Origin of the sequence: Enterobacter cloacae complex sp. P42RS, from assembly GCF_014930595.1 — a bacterium.
Taxonomy (GTDB): Bacteria; Pseudomonadota; Gammaproteobacteria; order Enterobacterales; family Enterobacteriaceae; genus Enterobacter; species Enterobacter bugandensis.
On the sequence record NZ_JADBRK010000013.1, the window covers coordinates 112,481 to 128,918 of the forward strand.

General features: G+C 55.1%; 13 protein-coding genes and 5 tRNA genes. 15 read left to right on the forward strand and 3 right to left on the reverse strand.

Going from position 1 to position 16,438, the window contains the following annotated elements:
* Positions 1-109: 109 nt before the first annotated feature.
* Positions 110-2,389: a molybdopterin guanine dinucleotide-containing S/N-oxide reductase gene (locus IM314_RS15900; RefSeq protein WP_060572559.1), complete on the forward strand. Its 2,280-nt coding sequence runs from the start codon at positions 110-112 to the stop codon at positions 2,387-2,389.
* On the opposite strand, the gene IM314_RS15905 is transcribed toward IM314_RS15900, so the two are convergent.
* A complete protein-coding gene (locus IM314_RS15905; protein WP_193359159.1) occupies positions 2,352-2,798 on the reverse strand; it encodes an N-acetyltransferase in 447 nt (148 codons plus the stop codon). The genes IM314_RS15900 and IM314_RS15905 overlap by 38 nt on opposite strands.
* Positions 2,776-3,357 (reverse strand): DNA-3-methyladenine glycosylase I, encoded by a 582-nt coding sequence (tag, locus tag IM314_RS15910; RefSeq protein WP_047363377.1) that lies wholly within the window; start codon positions 3,355-3,357, stop codon positions 2,776-2,778. Before tag ends, IM314_RS15905 begins: the two co-directional genes overlap by 23 nt.
* A 160-nt stretch (positions 3,358-3,517) precedes the next feature.
* Here tag and IM314_RS15915 point away from each other — a divergent pair, with 160 nt between their 5' ends.
* The 9 genes from IM314_RS15915 (at position 3,518) to dppF (ending at position 13,941) form a co-directional block, all read left to right on the forward strand.
* Positions 3,518-4,060 carry a lipase gene (locus IM314_RS15915; RefSeq protein ID WP_153656935.1) on the forward strand — a complete coding sequence of 181 codons (543 nt, stop codon included), beginning with the start codon at positions 3,518-3,520 and terminating at the stop codon, positions 4,058-4,060.
* 236 nt (positions 4,061-4,296) lie between these two features.
* The gene (locus IM314_RS15920) at positions 4,297-5,499 is read left to right on the forward strand and encodes an MFS transporter (protein WP_041911599.1); all 1,203 of its coding nucleotides are present in this window, start codon (positions 4,297-4,299) and stop codon (positions 5,497-5,499) included.
* Positions 5,500-5,737: 238 nt separating this feature from the next.
* Complete coding sequence (gene eptB / locus IM314_RS15925; protein ID WP_041911598.1) at positions 5,738-7,432, forward strand: kdo(2)-lipid A phosphoethanolamine 7''-transferase; 1,695 nt, start codon at positions 5,738-5,740, stop codon at positions 7,430-7,432.
* A gap of 91 nt (positions 7,433-7,523) precedes the next feature.
* Positions 7,524-7,600, forward strand: a tRNA-Pro gene (locus IM314_RS15930).
* Between the two features lie 620 nt (positions 7,601-8,220).
* Entirely contained in the window at positions 8,221-9,828 is a 1,608-nt protein-coding gene (gene dppA / locus IM314_RS15935; RefSeq protein WP_028015091.1) for a dipeptide ABC transporter periplasmic-binding protein DppA, read from the forward strand.
* A 177-nt stretch (positions 9,829-10,005) separates the two neighbouring features.
* Entirely contained in the window at positions 10,006-11,025 is a 1,020-nt protein-coding gene (gene dppB / locus IM314_RS15940; protein WP_028015092.1) for a dipeptide ABC transporter permease DppB, read from the forward strand.
* 9 nt (positions 11,026-11,034) lie between these two features.
* Entirely contained in the window at positions 11,035-11,937 is a 903-nt protein-coding gene (gene dppC / locus IM314_RS15945) for a dipeptide ABC transporter permease DppC (protein ID WP_028015093.1), read from the forward strand.
* 10 nt (positions 11,938-11,947) lie between these two features.
* Positions 11,948-12,931, forward strand: a complete 984-nt coding sequence (dppD, locus tag IM314_RS15950) for a dipeptide ABC transporter ATP-binding protein (protein ID WP_041911597.1) — start codon at positions 11,948-11,950, stop codon at positions 12,929-12,931.
* On the forward strand, positions 12,928-13,941 hold the full coding sequence (gene dppF, locus IM314_RS15955) for a dipeptide ABC transporter ATP-binding subunit DppF (RefSeq protein ID WP_193359158.1): 1,014 nt from the start codon (positions 12,928-12,930) through the stop codon (positions 13,939-13,941). Before dppD ends, dppF begins: the two co-directional genes overlap by 4 nt.
* A 44-nt stretch (positions 13,942-13,985) precedes the next feature.
* Here dppF and coaA read toward each other — a convergent pair whose 3' ends face one another.
* Entirely contained in the window at positions 13,986-14,936 is a 951-nt protein-coding gene (gene coaA, locus IM314_RS15960; protein ID WP_032644951.1) for a type I pantothenate kinase, read from the reverse strand.
* Between the two features lie 317 nt (positions 14,937-15,253).
* Here coaA and IM314_RS15965 point away from each other — a divergent pair.
* The 5 genes from IM314_RS15965 to IM314_RS15985 all read left to right on the forward strand — a co-directional run.
* Positions 15,254-15,329: transfer RNA gene (locus IM314_RS15965), tRNA-Thr, on the forward strand.
* Positions 15,330-15,337: 8 nt separating this feature from the next.
* Positions 15,338-15,422 (forward strand) — tRNA-Tyr (locus tag IM314_RS15970).
* 117 nt (positions 15,423-15,539) lie between these two features.
* Positions 15,540-15,614 (forward strand) — tRNA-Gly (locus tag IM314_RS15975).
* Positions 15,615-15,620: 6 nt separating this feature from the next.
* A tRNA-Thr gene (locus tag IM314_RS15980) sits at positions 15,621-15,696 on the forward strand.
* Between the two features lie 118 nt (positions 15,697-15,814).
* Positions 15,815-16,438, forward strand: a 624-nt coding sequence (locus tag IM314_RS15985; protein ID WP_193359157.1) for a GTP-binding protein, incomplete at its 3' end; no start/stop codon positions are given.

Below are 16,438 nucleotides of genomic sequence, written 5' to 3' on the forward strand. Positions count from 1 at the left end.
ACAAACCATAAACGGCCTCAACGAGAAGGCCGTAAACCTGCACGCAACCAGGAGCGCACGCTTGAGCACCTCAACAAAAACCATTCTGACCGCCGCCCACTGGGGGCCGATGCTGGTCGAAACCGATGGCGAAAATGTTCTGTCGTCCCGTGGGGCACTGCCAACACAACATCCCAATTCGTTACAGACCGTCGTACGCGATCAGGTGCACAGCAAAACGCGCGTGCGCTGGCCGATGGTGCGCAAAGGTTTTCTGGCCTCGCCGGATAAGCCGCAGGGGATCCGTGGTCAGGATGAGTTTGTTCGCGTGAGCTGGGACGATGCGCTGGCGCTGATCCATACGCAGCATAAGCGCATTCGCGACAGCTATGGCCCATCGTCCATTTTTGCCGGCTCCTATGGCTGGCGCTCGAACGGCGTGCTGCACAAGGCCTCGACCCTACTGCAGCGCTACATGAGCCTGGCCGGGGGCTATACCGGTCATCTGGGAGACTATTCGACCGGCGCGGCGCAGGCGATCATGCCGTACGTCGTGGGAGGAAACGAAGTGTACCAGCAGCAGACCAGCTGGCCGCTGGTGCTGCAGCACACCGACGTGGTGGTGCTGTGGAGCGCCAACCCGCTGAACACGCTGAAAATTGCCTGGAATGCCAGCGACGAGCAGGGGATGGGGTATTTCGACGCGCTGCGCAAAAGCGGCAAACGCATCATCTGCATTGATCCGATGCGTTCTGAAACCATGGACTTCTTCGGCGACAGCGCCGAGTGGATTGCTCCGCATATGGGCACCGACGTGGCGATGATGCTGGGTATCGCCCATACGCTGGTGGAGAACGGCTGGCACGACCGCGATTTCCTCGCCCGGTGCACCTCCGGCTTCGACAAATTCGCCGACTACCTGACGGGCCAATCTGATGGGGTAGTGAAAACGGCAGAGTGGGCCGCGGAAATTTGTGGCGTTCCAGCCGCTAAAATCCGCGAACTGGCGGCACTGTTCCATAAAAATACCACGATGTTAATGTCCGGCTGGGGGATGCAGCGCCAGCAGTTCGGCGAGCAGAAACACTGGATGCTGGTGACCCTTGCCGCGATGCTTGGGCAGATCGGTACGCCGGGCGGCGGTTTTGGTCTTTCTTATCACTTTGCGAACGGCGGTAACCCAACGCGTAAAGCGGCGGTGCTGGCGTCCCTGCAAGGCTCGGTGCAGGGCGGCGTGGATGCCGTGGATAAAATCCCGGTGGCACGAATCGTTGAAGCCCTGGAAAACCCGGGCGGTTTTTATCAGCATAACGGTCTGGACCGCCACTTCCCGGACATTAAGTTTGTCTGGTGGGCGGGCGGGGCAAACTTCACGCACCATCAGGATACCAATCGCTTGATCCGCGCCTGGCAAAAGCCGGAGCTGGTGGTGATTTCCGAGTGCTTCTGGACCGCCTCGGCCAAACATGCCGATATCGTGCTGCCGGCGACCACGTCGTTTGAGCGTAACGATCTCACCATGACCGGCGATTACAGCAACCAGCATATGGTGCCGATGAAGCGCGTGGTGGCCCCGCGTGATGAAGCGCGTGATGATTTTGACGTGTTTGCTGAACTGAGCGAGCTCTGGGAAGCGGGCGGTCGCGAACGCTTTACCGAAGGGAAAAATGACCTGCAGTGGCTGGAGAGTTTCTACCAGATCGCCGGACAGCGCGGTGCGGCGCAGGGCGTGACGCTTCCGCCATTTGCTGAATTCTGGGAGGCGAACCAGATTCTCGAAATGCCGGAAAGCGAACAGAACGCCCGATTTGTCCGTTTCGCCGATTTCCGTCGCGACCCGGAAAACCATCCGCTGAAAACCGAGAGCGGCAAGATTGTGATCTACAGCGAGCGCATCGCCAGCTTTGGATATGTCGATTGTCCGCCACACCCTTCGTGGCTGGAGCCGGACGAGTGGCACGGCAACGCTCAGCCGGAGCAGCTGCAGGTGCTGTCTGCCCATCCGGCGCATCGTCTGCACAGTCAGCTTAACTACACCTCTCTGCGCGAGCAGTATGCGGTCGCCGGGCGGGAGCCAATTACGCTGAATACTTTAGACGCCAAAGCGCGTGGGATTGCGGACGGTGACGTGGTGCGCGTCTGGAACCAGCGTGGACAGGTGCTGGCAGGGGCGGTGGTCAGCGACGGGATTAAGCCAGGCGTGATCTGTATTCATCAGGGAGCCTGGCCCGACCTTGAGCCCACCGAAGGTGGGATCTGTAAAAACGGGGCGGTTAACGTGCTGACCAAAGATCTCCCCAGCTCGAAGCTGGGGAATGGTTGCGCAGGGAACACGGCGCTGGCCTGGGTCGAGAAATATGAAGGGCCCGAGCTTACCTTAACGGCGTTTGATCCGCCTGCCAGCTCATGATCCACGTCGGGTGCTGGGTATCATCCTGCCAGGCGCAGTCTTCAATGCGAAAGCCCTGAGCATGATAGAAATTCACCGCCCGGACGTTTTTCTGATACACCTCCAGGGTTAAGTGCGGGAAGCGCTGTTGAACATGGTTCAGCAGCGCGCGCCCGATGCCTTTTCCGATATACGCTGGCGTAACGAACAGCGCCCCCACAAACTGCGACTGTATGACGCTGATAAAACCGCGCGGCGTGCCGTTCTCCTCCCAGACCCAGGTTTCGGCGGCGGGAAGGTATTCATCCCGCACCAGCGCTTCGTTCGCTTTCCAGTAGGCGGCGTCGATAAACGGATGCGCCTCGGTGGTGCTCTCAAGCCACAGTCTCAGGAGCTGAGCGGTATTCTCACTGTGCCATTTGCGGATCATGGTTGCCCTCCGGGTGGCAGATGCAGCCCGTAATATGGTCATTGACCAGCCCGCAGGCTTGCATAAAGGAGTAACAGATGGTGGTGCCCACAAACTTGAAGCCGCGTTTTTTCAGCGCTTTCGACAGGGCATCCGAGGCAGGGGTCGAGGTTGGGATCTCTGCAAGCGTGGCGGCCCGCGTCACCTGCGGCTCGTTATCCACAAACGACCAGACAAATGCTGAGAAGGGTTCGCCGTTTTGCTCCATCGCCAGATAAGCCCGCGCGTTACCGATAATGGCCTGAATTTTACCGCGATGGCGGATGATACCGGGATTCAGAACCAGCCTTTCCACGTCGTCGTCGGTCATGGCGGCCACCGCAGCCGGATTGAACCGGTGGAAGGCATTGCGGTAGTTCTCACGCTTTTTCAGAACGGTGATCCACGACAGACCGGCCTGCTGGCCTTCAAGGCAAATCATTTCAAACAGTTTTTCACCGTCGGTTTCCGGTACGCCCCATTCCTTGTCGTGATAATCGATATAAAGCTGATCCTGGCTTACCCAACCGCAACGTTGCATAGGTCATCTCCCTTCCTGATACGATAAACGCAAAAATTTCAATCTGCCCGGCTTGACGAGTCTGCTAAAGAGACAATAGTTAATACAGGGCTATATGCCCCAATACCTCTTCGAACAATGACATATATCGCCGAACTCGGCTCTTTCTGGAGTCGCTTTGATGATGATAAAAAAAATCAGTGGTCGCCATGCTGCTTCTGGCCTGGTGGGCGTTTCAGCCTGCCTGCTTATATGTAACACCGCTTTTGCGTGGCAACAGGAATATATCGTTTCAGATGCACAAAGTAATACGACAGAACGCTATACATGGGACGCCGATCACCAACCTCGTTATGAAGATATTCTCGCGGAGCGTATTAACCATTCGCAGAATGCTGCGGGCTTTGCGCTGAACGACCCATCCGGTTCGGATGCGGAAACCGTTCTGAGCGTTGGCTGGAATTTTCCCGTGGCGGGGCATATTACAACCGGGCCGGTCATGGCGTGGCGCACAGAGGGCACTCCACCCTCAACGTTAAATACGTTTAGTGATACAACCACCGCGCAGTCGCTTACCGAACCCCTCTGGCATGCCAGCGTGAACTCGCTGGGGTGGCGTGTTGATACCCAGTACGGCGATTTACACCCCTGGGCGAAGATCAGCTACAACCAGCAGTCGGAAGAAGAATATTTGTATACCCTGGGCTTAAGCGCCAAATTTTAGGGTTGTTACTTTTTTAAACGCTGCGGTAACATATTTAATACAATAACGGCGAGGGGTGTGGTGATAGTGGTCACTCACCTTTCAACGTTTTCTTCTCCGGCAAGGTCGTTCATTCCCGCTTCCAGGCATTTCATTCCGTTTCTCCTGCATTTCATGCCGTTTTACCCCTGGCGTTTTGGGGTTTTGTTTATCGTGTCCTCAGCGAATTTCCTTAATTTCTCTTGCAGGATACTGCCATGAACACCTCAACCTATAACCGCACGCGTTGGCTGACGCTCTTCGGCACCATCATTACCCAGTTCGCACTGGGTTCGGTTTATACCTGGAGTCTGTTTAACAGCGCCTTGTCTGATAAGCTCGGCGCGCCGATAAGCCAGGTGGCATTCTCCTTCGGCTTGCTGAGTCTTGGATTAGCGATTTCCTCTTCCGTGGCGGGCAAACTTCAGGAACGCTTCGGCGTGAAGCGCGTGACCATGGCCTCCGGCATTCTGCTGGGCCTGGGCTTTTTCCTGACGGCGCATTCCAGCAATCTGATGATGCTGTGGCTGAGCGCCGGCGTGCTGGTGGGGCTGGCGGACGGCGCAGGTTACCTGCTGACGCTGTCGAACTGCGTGAAGTGGTTCCCGGAGCGTAAAGGCTTAATCTCCGCGTTTGCTATCGGCTCCTATGGCCTGGGCAGCCTTGGCTTTAAATTTATCGACTCTCAACTGCTGGCGTCCGTTGGCCTCGAAAAAACGTTCATGATCTGGGGGGCTATTGTCCTGGTGATGATTCTGTTTGGCGCCACGCTGATGAAAGATGCCCCGCAGCAGGAAGTGAAAACCGTTAACGGCGTGGTGGAGAATGATTTCACCCTCGCGCAGTCCATGCGTAAACCGCAGTACTGGATGCTGGCGGTGATGTTCCTGACGGCCTGCATGAGCGGTCTGTATGTCATCGGTGTGGCGAAAGATATCGCGCAGGGGATGGTAAAACTGGATGCCGCGACGGCGGCGAATGCGGTGACGGTCATCTCCATTGCTAACCTCTCGGGTCGTCTGGTGCTCGGTATCCTGTCTGACAAAATCGCCCGCATCCGCGTGATTACGCTGGGGCAGGTCATCTCTCTGGTAGGCATGGCGGCGCTGCTGTTTGCACCGCTGAACGAGGCGACTTTCTTTGCGGCGATTGCCTGCGTCGCCTTTAACTTCGGCGGCACCATTACCGTTTTCCCGTCGCTGGTAAGCGAGTTCTTCGGCCTCAACAATCTGGCGAAAAACTACGGCGTCATTTATCTCGGCTTCGGTATCGGCAGTATCTGCGGGTCGCTGATTGCCTCGCTGTTCGGTGGCTTCTACGTGACCTTCTGCGTGATATTTGCCTTGCTGATTATCTCGCTGGCGCTGTCCACAACGATTCGTCAGCCACAGCGCGAAGTGTATAAAGAAGCGCATGCATGATTCGATGAAAAGGGGCCTCAGGGCCTCTTTTTTTTATCTCAACATCACTTCCGGACTTGTTATTTTGTAAAAAATTTCCACGATCACACTCTCTGCTGCCACTTTTCTTTCCCGCTGTGGTCTACTTATCGCGCTTGTAGACGTTTCTGATAACGGTTTCGCTCGCATCTACTTACTCTGTCAGCTTTCTCACTGAGATTCGGCGGGTCTTTATACCCCTTCCCCCAGGGTTGTTTGCATGAAATATATTAGGTCTCTTACCCAGCAAAGATTGTGTCTGATGCTGGCTGTCTATATCGGTTTGTTTCTGAATGGCGCGGTACTGTTCAGACGTGTGGAAGGTTATTTCGAACACCTCAGCGTAAGAAATGGAATTTTTGCCGTCATTGAAGTGTTTGGCTCTATCCTGGCAACCTTCTTCCTGTTACGCCTGCTCTCGCTTTTTGGCCGACGTACATGGCAAATTCTGGCCTCGCTGGTGGTGATTATCTCTGCCGCCGCAAGCTATTACATGACATTCATGAACGTGGTCATTGGCTACGGTATTGTCGCCTCGGTGATGACCACGGACATCGACCTCTCGAAAGAGGTGGTGGGTCAAGGGTTCATCATATGGACGATTTTGACCTGCCTGATCCCGCTCTTCTTTATCTGGAGTAATACCTGCCGTTATACCCTGTTACGCCAGCTGCGTACCCGGGGACAGCGCATCCGCAACGTCGCCGTCGTTCTGCTGGCGGGCCTGCTGGTGTGGGCGCCGATTCGCCTGATGGAAAAACAGCAAAAACGGATCGAAAAAGCGACGGGCGTGGATATGCCGAGCTATGGCGGCGTGGTGGCTAACTCGTATCTGCCGTCCAACTGGCTGTCCGCGTTAGGTCTTTACGCCTGGGCACAGGCGGACGAATCCAGCGATGTAAAATCGCTGATTAACCCGACCAAAAAGTTCACCTACCAGGCGCCGGCTGACGGGCTGGATGATACTTACGTAGTCTTTGTCATCGGTGAAACGACGCGCTGGGATCATATGGGTATCCTCGGTTATGACCGCGATACCACGCCGAAACTGGCGCAGGAGAAGAATCTGGTGGCTTACCGCGGCTATTCCTGCGATACCGCCACGAAGCTCTCGTTGCGCTGTATGTTTGTGCGTGAAGGCGGGGCGAGCGATAACCCGCAGCGTACCCTCAAAGAGCAAAACGTCTTTGCCGTGCTGAAGCAGCTTGGATTTAGCTCCGATCTGTTCGCCATGCAAAGTGAGATGTGGTTCTACACCAACACGCTGGCAGATAACATCGCGTATCGTGAGCAGATTGGTGCCGAGCCTCGCAACCGCGGGAAAAACGTGGACGACATGCTGCTGCTTGAGGAGATGTCCCAGTCTCTGAAGAATCACCCGCAGGGCAAACATCTCGTCATTCTGCATACCAAAGGGTCGCATTACAGTTATTACCAGCGTTACACGCGTGATTTCGCGAAATGGCAGCCTGAATGCGTAGGCATTAATAAAGACTGCAGCAAGCAGGAGCTGATCAACGCCTACGATAACTCCATTCTGTATGTGGATACCTTCCTGAGCCGCGTGATTGACCAGCTGCGTGATAAAAAAGCGATTGTTATCTACGCCGCAGACCACGGTGAGTCCATTAATGAGAAAGAGCACCTGCACGGTACGCCGCGCAAGCTGGCACCGCCGGAGCAGTTCCGCGTGCCGATGATCATGTGGATGTCGGATAAGTATCTTGAAAATCCGGAGAAAGCGAAGATGTTTGCTCAGCTTAAGAAAGAGGCGGAAATGAAGGTGCCGCGTCGTCACGTTGAGCTGTACGATACCATTATGGGTTGCCTCGGCTATACCTCACCGAATGGTGGGATTAACGAAAACAACAACTGGTGTAAACTCCCTGATAACACCGCAAAAGCCGCGCAGTAGCTGCTCTGGCGAGAATATCGCCAGTTGAATGGCTTTTTGAAAATAAGGGATTGACGGGGGCGCACCTCAGCAGTAAGATGCGCTCCGCATTCGGCGAGTAGCGCAGCTTGGTAGCGCAACTGGTTTGGGACCAGTGGGTCGGAGGTTCGAATCCTCTCTCGCCGACCACATTCTGAAAAGGGCTAACCGCAAGGTTAGCCCTTTTTGCATTAACGGCTTACTCATCCTGATTCAGTAAAATGCCCCTTATCCCCGCTTCTTCCTGCCTGTTAACGATTTTGTGACATAATCCATTGTATTTTTTTATATATAGATTGATCTTTTTTCGCGTTGCTTATGGATAACCTCAGCATTTTTCGCTGTGCGTTTTAACGTTCACGGTATTTAGTGCTCAGATAATCACCATTCTGCAAGAAAATTTACCCATTCTGAATAAAAGTTAATCACTGATTGTTGCGAAATATGAAGATATTTGTGCTGCAAGTTGGCGAGTAGCATAAATTTCCCTGCTGAAAACTGGCGTTCAGGGTTTTTTTAATCTTTGTTTGCGGTTTCTCACACTCGGCGCAAATCCCCGTCGCCTGTATTGACGTTTTCACATTCTGTTGACAGATTGTAGGGCATGAGGGGCATTTCAGGGACGATCTGCGCTGCAACTCAAACGCTCTTCTGAAAGGATTCTCCATCCCTTAAACGCCTTCGGGCACCTCCGACCGGACCGGGTAAAAAATAAATAAAGGTCTGGCGGCGTAACACAACAAAGCAAAACATCACATTGGAGCAGAATAATGAGTATTTCCTTGAAGAAGTCAGGGATGCTGAAGCTTGGTCTGAGCCTGGTGGCTATGACCGTGGCAGCAAGCGTACAGGCAAAAACCCTGGTTTACTGTTCTGAAGGCTCGCCGGAAGGCTTTAACCCACAGCTCTTTACCTCTGGTACGACTTACGACGCAAGCTCTGTACCGATCTATAACCGTCTGGTTGAATTCAAAACCGGCACCACGGAAGTGATTCCGGGTCTGGCCGAGAAGTGGGACATCAGCGAAGACGGCAAAACCTATACCTTCCACCTGCGCCAGGGCGTGAAGTGGCAGGACAGCAAAGAATTCAAACCAACGCGCGACTTTAACGCCGACGACGTTGTGTTCTCCTTCGACCGTCAGAAAAACGCCCAGAACCCGTACCACAAAGTGTCTGGCGGCAGCTACGAATACTTCGAAGGGATGGGTCTGCCTGACCTGATCGCCGAAGTGAAAAAAGTAGACGATAAAACCGTTCAGTTCGTGCTGACCCGTCCTGAAGCGCCATTCCTGGCTGACCTGGCCATGGACTTCGCCTCTATTCTCTCTAAAGAGTATGCGGACAATATGCTGAAAGCCGGCACGCCGGAAAAAGTGGACCTGAACCCAATCGGTACCGGCCCGTTCCAGCTGCTGCAGTACCAGAAAGACTCCCGTATTCTGTATAAAGCCTTCCCGGGCTACTGGGGCACCAAGCCGCAGATCGACCGTCTGGTCTTCTCCATCACGCCTGATGCATCCGTGCGTTACGCTAAACTGCAGAAAAACGAATGCCAGGTGATGCCGTACCCGAATCCGGCAGATATCGCGCGCATGAAGCAGGACAAAAACATCAACCTGATGGAGCAGGCGGGCCTGAACGTGGGCTATCTCTCCTTCAATACCGAGAAGAAACCGTTTGATGACGTGAAAGTACGTCAGGCGCTGACCTACGCGGTGAACAAAGAAGCGATCATCAAGGCCGTTTACCAGGGCGCGGGCGTTGCTGCCAAGAACCTGATCCCACCAACCATGTGGGGCTATAACGACGACGTTAAGGACTACAGTTACGATCCTGAGAAAGCGAAAGCGCTGCTGAAAGAAGCGGGCCAGGATAAAGGCTTCACCGTCGAGCTGTGGGCGATGCCGGTACAGCGTCCGTACAACCCGAACGCACGCCGTATGGCGGAAATGGTTCAGGCTGACTGGGCGAAAATTGGCGTTCAGGCCAAGATTGTGACCTACGAGTGGGGCGAGTATCTGAAGCGCGCCAAAGCGGGTGAGCACCAGGCGGTAATGATGGGCTGGACCGGTGACAACGGGGATCCGGACAACTTCTTCGCCACCCTGTTCAGCTGTGCGGCAGCGAAAGACGGCTCTAACTACTCTCGCTGGTGCTACAAGCCGTTTGAAGACCTGATCCAGCCGGCGCGTGCGACCGACGATCACAACAAACGTATTGAACTCTACAAGCAGGCTCAGGTTGTTATGCACGATCAGGCTCCGGCGCTGATTGTTGCTCACTCCACCGTGTATGAGCCAGTGCGTAAAGAAGTGAAGGGCTACGTGGTTGATCCACTGGGCAAACACCACTTCGAAAACGTATCGGTTGAATAATTAAAAGCAACGCCAGGCGGCGCTGCGCTTGCACTGGCCTACGGTATGTAGGCCGGGTAAGCGTAGCGCCACCCGGCAGCAGTGCTTTATTGCCTCTCTGAAAGGGGAGGGAATAAGATTTGTGAGCAATACAGACGTCACGCCACTGGCCGTGCGTCATCAGAGAGAATCCGGGTTATGTTGCAGTTCATCCTCCGACGTCTGGGACTTGTTATCCCGACGTTTATCGGTATCACCCTTCTCACTTTTGCCTTCGTCCATATGATCCCCGGCGACCCGGTAATGATTATGGCGGGCGAGCGTGGTATTTCCCCTGAACGTCATGCGCAGCTGCTGGCTGAACTCGGCCTCGATAAGCCGATGTGGCAGCAGTACCTCCATTATATCTGGGGCGTGATGCACGGTGACTTAGGGATTTCGTTAAAAAGCCGTCTTCCGGTGTGGGACGAGTTCGTGCCGCGTTTTAAAGCGACGCTGGAGCTTGGCATCTGCGCCATGATTTTCGCCACTGCGGTGGGTATTCCTGTTGGGGTACTGGCTGCCGTTAAGCGTGGCTCTATTTTCGACCATACCGCCGTGGGTCTGGCGCTGACCGGTTACTCCATGCCTATCTTCTGGTGGGGCATGATGCTGATCATGCTGGTCTCGGTGCAATTGAACCTGACGCCGGTCTCCGGACGCGTCAGCGATATGGTCTTCCTTGATGATACCAATCCGTTAACCGGCTTTATGCTGATCGACACGGCCATCTGGGGCGAGGAGGGCAACTTCATTGATGCCGTTGCGCACATGATCCTGCCTGCCATGGTGCTGGGCACCATTCCTCTGGCGGTGATCGTGCGTATGACCCGTTCCTCCATGCTGGAAGTGCTGGGTGAAGATTACATCCGTACCGCGCGCGCCAAAGGTTTAACCCGCATGCGCGTCATCATCGTCCACGCGCTGCGTAACGCCATGCTGCCGGTGGTGACCGTTATCGGCCTCCAGGTGGGTACGCTGCTGGCGGGGGCGATCCTGACGGAAACCATCTTCTCCTGGCCGGGCCTCGGACGCTGGCTGATTGATGCGCTGCAACGCCGTGACTATCCGGTGGTGCAGGGTGGGGTGCTGCTGGTCGCGACGATGATTATCCTCGTCAACCTGCTGGTCGATTTGCTGTACGGCGTGGTGAACCCGCGTATTCGTCATAAGAAGTAAGGGGCCATCATGTCACAGGTTTCTGAAAACAAAGCTGTTGCTGCACCGGTTCCAATGACGCCGCTGCAGGAGTTCTGGCACTACTTCAAGCGCAATAAAGGCGCGGTAGTCGGGCTGGTGTATGTCGCTATCATGATCCTGATTGCGGTGTTTGCGAACTTTCTGGCGCCATATAACCCGGCGGATCAGTTCCGCGATGCGCTGCTGGCACCTCCTGCCTGGCAGGACGGCGGTAGTCTGGCGCACCTGCTGGGTACCGATGATGTGGGCCGCGATGTGCTGTCGCGTCTGATGTACGGCGCGCGTTTGTCGCTGCTGGTTGGCTGTCTGGTGGTGGTGCTCTCCCTGATTATGGGGATCATCCTCGGCCTGGTTGCCGGTTACTTCGGCGGCATCGTTGATAACATCATTATGCGTATCGTCGACATCATGCTGGCGCTGCCAAGCCTGCTGCTGGCTCTGGTGCTGGTGGCGATCTTCGGCCCGTCGATCGGTAACGCCGCCCTGGCGCTGACCTTCGTGGCGCTTCCTCACTATGTGCGATTAACACGCGCGGCGGTGCTGGTGGAGGTGAACCGCGACTACGTGACCGCCTCTCGCGTGGCGGGTGCCGGTGCGATGCGCCAGATGTTCGTTAATATCTTCCCTAACTGCCTTGCGCCGCTGATCGTTCAGGCGTCGCTCGGTTTCTCTAACGCCATTCTTGATATGGCCGCTCTTGGCTTCCTGGGCATGGGTGCGCAGCCGCCAACACCGGAGTGGGGCACTATGCTCTCCGACGTGTTGCAGTTCGCACAAAGCGCCTGGTGGGTTGTCACCTTCCCGGGTCTGGCAATCCTGCTGACGGTGCTGGCATTTAACCTGATGGGTGATGGCCTGCGTGATGCGCTTGATCCCAAACTGAAGCAGTAAGAGGCACGAGATGGCGTTATTAAATGTAGATAAATTATCGGTGCACTTCGGCGACGAAGGCACCCCGTTTCGCGCCGTGGACCGCATCAGCTACAGCGTCAATCAGGGCGAAGTGGTTGGTATCGTCGGGGAGTCCGGTTCCGGTAAGTCGGTGAGTTCACTGGCAATCATGGGGCTGATTGATTACCCGGGCCGCGTGATGGCGGAAAACCTGCAGTTCAACGGTCAGGACCTGAAGCGCATTTCTGAGAAACAGCGCCGCCAGCTGGTGGGCGCCGAAGTGGCGATGATCTTCCAGGACCCGATGACCAGCCTGAACCCGTGCTACACGGTCGGCTTCCAGATTATGGAAGCGATTAAGGTGCACCAGGGTGGTAACAAGAAAACCCGTCGCCAGCGCGCGATCGACCTGCTGAACCAGGTGGGTATTCCTGACCCGGCATCGCGGCTGGACGTATACCCGCACCAGCTTTCCGGTGGGATGAGCCAGCGCGTGATGATCGCCATGGCGATTGCCTGTCGACCAAAGCTGCTGATTGCGGATGAACCGACAACGGCGCTGGATGTGACCATTCAGGCGCAAATCATCGAGCTGCTGCTGGAGTTGCAGCAGAAAGAGAACATGGCGCTGGTGCTGATTACGCACGATCTGGCGCTGGTGGCCGAAGCGGCACACAAGATCATCGTGATGTACGCGGGCCAGGTGGTTGAGACCGGAAATTCGCACGATATCTTCCGCGCGCCGCGTCATCCGTATACGCAGGCACTGCTGCGCGCGCTGCCGGAGTTTGCTCAGGACAAAGCGCGTCTGGCGTCGCTGCCGGGCGTGGTTCCGGGTAAATATGACCGTCCGCAGGGCTGTCTGCTGAACCCGCGCTGCCCGTATGCCACGGACAAATGCCGCGTTGAGGAGCCTGAGCTGAATCTGCTGGCCGACGGTCGACAGTCAAAATGCCACTACCCACTCGATGATGCCGGGAGGCCAACACTATGAGTACGCAACAGGCCACCACGCAACAACCGCTGTTGCAGGCCATCGACCTGAAAAAACACTACCCGGTGAAAAAGGGGATTTTTGCCCCTGAGCGCCTGGTGAAAGCGCTGGACGGCGTGTCATTTACCCTCGAACGTGGTAAAACGCTGGCGGTGGTGGGGGAGTCAGGCTGCGGGAAATCGACGCTGGGCCGTCTGCTGACGATGATTGAAGTCCCGACCGGCGGTGAGCTTTATTATCAGGGCCAGGATCTGCTCAAGCACGACCCGCAGGCGCAGAAGCTGCGCCGCCAGAAAATCCAGATTGTGTTCCAGAACCCGTACGGTTCTTTGAACCCGCGTAAAAAAGTGGGACAGATCCTGGAAGAGCCCCTGCTGATTAACAGCAATCTGAGCAAAGAGCAGCGCTGTGAAAAAGCGCTGGCGATGATGGCGAAGGTCGGCCTCAAAACCGAGCATTACGACCGCTACCCGCATATGTTCTCCGGCGGCCAGCGTCAGCGTATCGCTATCGCCCGCGGGCTGATGCTCGATCCGGATGTGGTGATTGCCGATGAGCCGGTTTCGGCGCTCGACGTGTCCGTGCGCGCGCAGGTGCTGAACCTGATGATGGATCTCCAACAGGATCTGGGGCTGTCTTATGTGTTCATCTCTCACGACCTGTCGGTGGTGGAGCATATTGCCGATGAAGTGATGGTGATGTATCTGGGGCGCTGCGTGGAGAAGGGGACCAAAGAGCAGATCTTTAGTAATCCTCGTCATCCGTACACCCAGGCGCTGTTGTCTGCGACGCCGCGTCTGAACCCGGACGATCGTCGCGAGCGCATTAAGCTGACGGGTGAACTGCCAAGTCCGCTGAATCCGCCGCCGGGGTGTGCCTTCAACGCGCGCTGCAGCCGCCGCTTTGGCCCGTGCACCCAGCTTCAGCCGCAGCTGAAGGAGTATGGCGGTCAGCTGGTCGCCTGCTTTGCGGTCGATCAGGATGAAAATGGCGAGAAGCCGCACGCATAACGAAAAAAAACCGGCGCTAAGCCGGTTTTTTTATGTCTGCCTGACTATTTTCGCAGGCGAATCTGGTCGACGGCGTGCTTCTCGCTCTTGGTGAGGATCAGGCTCGCACGCTCGCGCGTCGGGAGGATGTTCTCTTTGAGGTTCACGTAGTTGATCTCATTCCACAGCCCCCTGGCCACATTAATCGCCTCTTCTTCAGAAAGCTGGGCGTAGTGGTGGAAATAGGAGTCCGGGTCGGTGAATGCCCCTTCGCGGAACTTCAGGAAGCGGTTGATATACCAGTTCTGCAGCAGATCTTCCGGCGCATCAACATAGATAGAGAAATCGACGAAATCCGAAACGAACACATGATGCGGGTCATGAGGATAGTCCATGCCGCTTTGCAGCACGTTCAAACCTTCAAGGATCAGGATATCCGGCTGGACTACCGTTTTATCCCCATCCGGGATGCGGTCGTAAATCAGGTGTGAATAGACCGGCGCCGTGACGTGCGGCACGCCAGATTTCAGGTCAGAGACAAATTTTACCAGACGGTGCATATCATAAGAGAGCGGGAAGCCCTTCTTCTTCATCAACCCGCGTTCTTTTAATACTTCATTTGGATGCAGGAAGCCGTCGGTGGTGATCAACTCAACGCTGCGGTGTTCCGGCCAGCGGCTCAGCAGCGCCTGCAGCACGCGTGCGGTAGTGCTTTTACCCACGGCCACGCTGCCCGCAATACTAATGATATAAGGAATGCGCTGACCATTGGTTCCGAGGAACTGCTCCAGCACCGCCTGACGGCGCAGGTTGGAGCTGATATAGAAGTTAAGCAAGCGAGAGAGGGGGAGATAAATTTCTGCCACCTCTTCCAGGGACAGATCTTCGTTTATCCCTTTTAACCGTGCGATTTCACCTTCCGTCAGCGTCATAGGGACGGAATCACGCAGGGCAGCCCACTGGCTGCGGTTAAAGTGAAGATAAGGCGTCATTAACGTTTGCTCTTTTTTGCTCATAAGCATGCTTCAGTGAGCCAGCGCTATGCTGCCGGGACGTGGCTCATCACACAGTTAATTTTGGACAATGGGCAGGAGGTTAACACCAGATGGCGGGAATAATAAGAAAAAAGATGGAAAGCGCTGCGTTACGCGGAAGCCGTCACGCTACGGTGTATGCGATGTAAATCATGCCTGTATGTTGATTATTTGACCCGGAATGACTACTTTTACATCGCTTAGCGCTGCGTTCGCATAAAATGTGAGCGAAAGAACGTTTTATGCAAATTTTTAGTTGCATGACCGCGCAGGTATCCATAGAATGCGCGCTACTTGATGCCGACTTAGCTCAGTAGGTAGAGCAACTGACTTGTAATCAGTAGGTCACCAGTTCGATTCCGGTAGTCGGCACCATCAAGTCCGGTGGGGTTCCCGAGCGGCCAAAGGGAGCAGACTGTAAATCTGCCGTCACAGACTTCGAAGGTTCGAATCCTTCCCCCACCACCACTTTCTGGCAGCGTAAATGCCGCCGGAGCTGGTTGGAAAAATTAGCCAGCTCAAACTGAAAAAGAGAGAAATCTCTTTTTTTGTTACAGAAAGAACTGGGTAGCCGAGTTTCAGGATGCGGGCATCGTATAATGGCTATTACCTCAGCCTTCCAAGCTGATGATGCGGGTTCGATTCCCGCTGCCCGCTCCAATACGTGCTGATATGGCTCAGTTGGTAGAGCGCACCCTTGGTAAGGGTGAGGTCCCCAGTTCGACTCTGGGTATCAGCACCACTTCACTTCTCCTTCCCGTTTCTCTCTGTTTCAATTTTACTGTATTCAACAATTCAGGCATTTCGCCTGGTTGATGTGGTGATATCACCGATTTATCCGTGTCTTAGAGGGACAATCGATGTCTAAAGAAAAGTTTGAACGTACAAAACCGCACGTTAACGTCGGTACTATCGGCCACGTTGACCATGGTAAAACAACGCTGACCGCTGCAATCACTACCGTTCTGGCAAAAACCTACGGTGGTTCTGCTCGTGCATTCGACCAGATCGATAACGCACCAGAAGAAAAAGCTCGTGGTATCACCATCAACACCTCTCACGTTGAATACGACACCCCGACTCGCCACTACGCACACGTAGACTGCCCAGGCCACGCCGACTATGTTAAAAACATGATCACCGGTGCTGCGCAGATGGACGGCGCGATCCTGGTTGTTGCTGCGACTGACGGCCCAATGCCTCAGACTCGTGAGCACATCCTGCTGGGGCGTCAGGTAGGCGTTCCTTACATCATCGTGTTCCTGAACAAATGCGACATGGTTGATGACGAAGAGCTGCTGGAACTGGTAGAGATGGAAGTTCGTGAACTGCTGTCTCAGTACGATTTCCCGGGCGACGATACCCCAATCGTTCGTGGTTCCGCGCTGAAAGCGCTGGAAGGCGACGCAGAGTGGGAAGCGAAAATCATCGAACTGGCTGGCTTCCTGGATTCTTACATCCCAGAACCAGAGCGTGCGATTGAC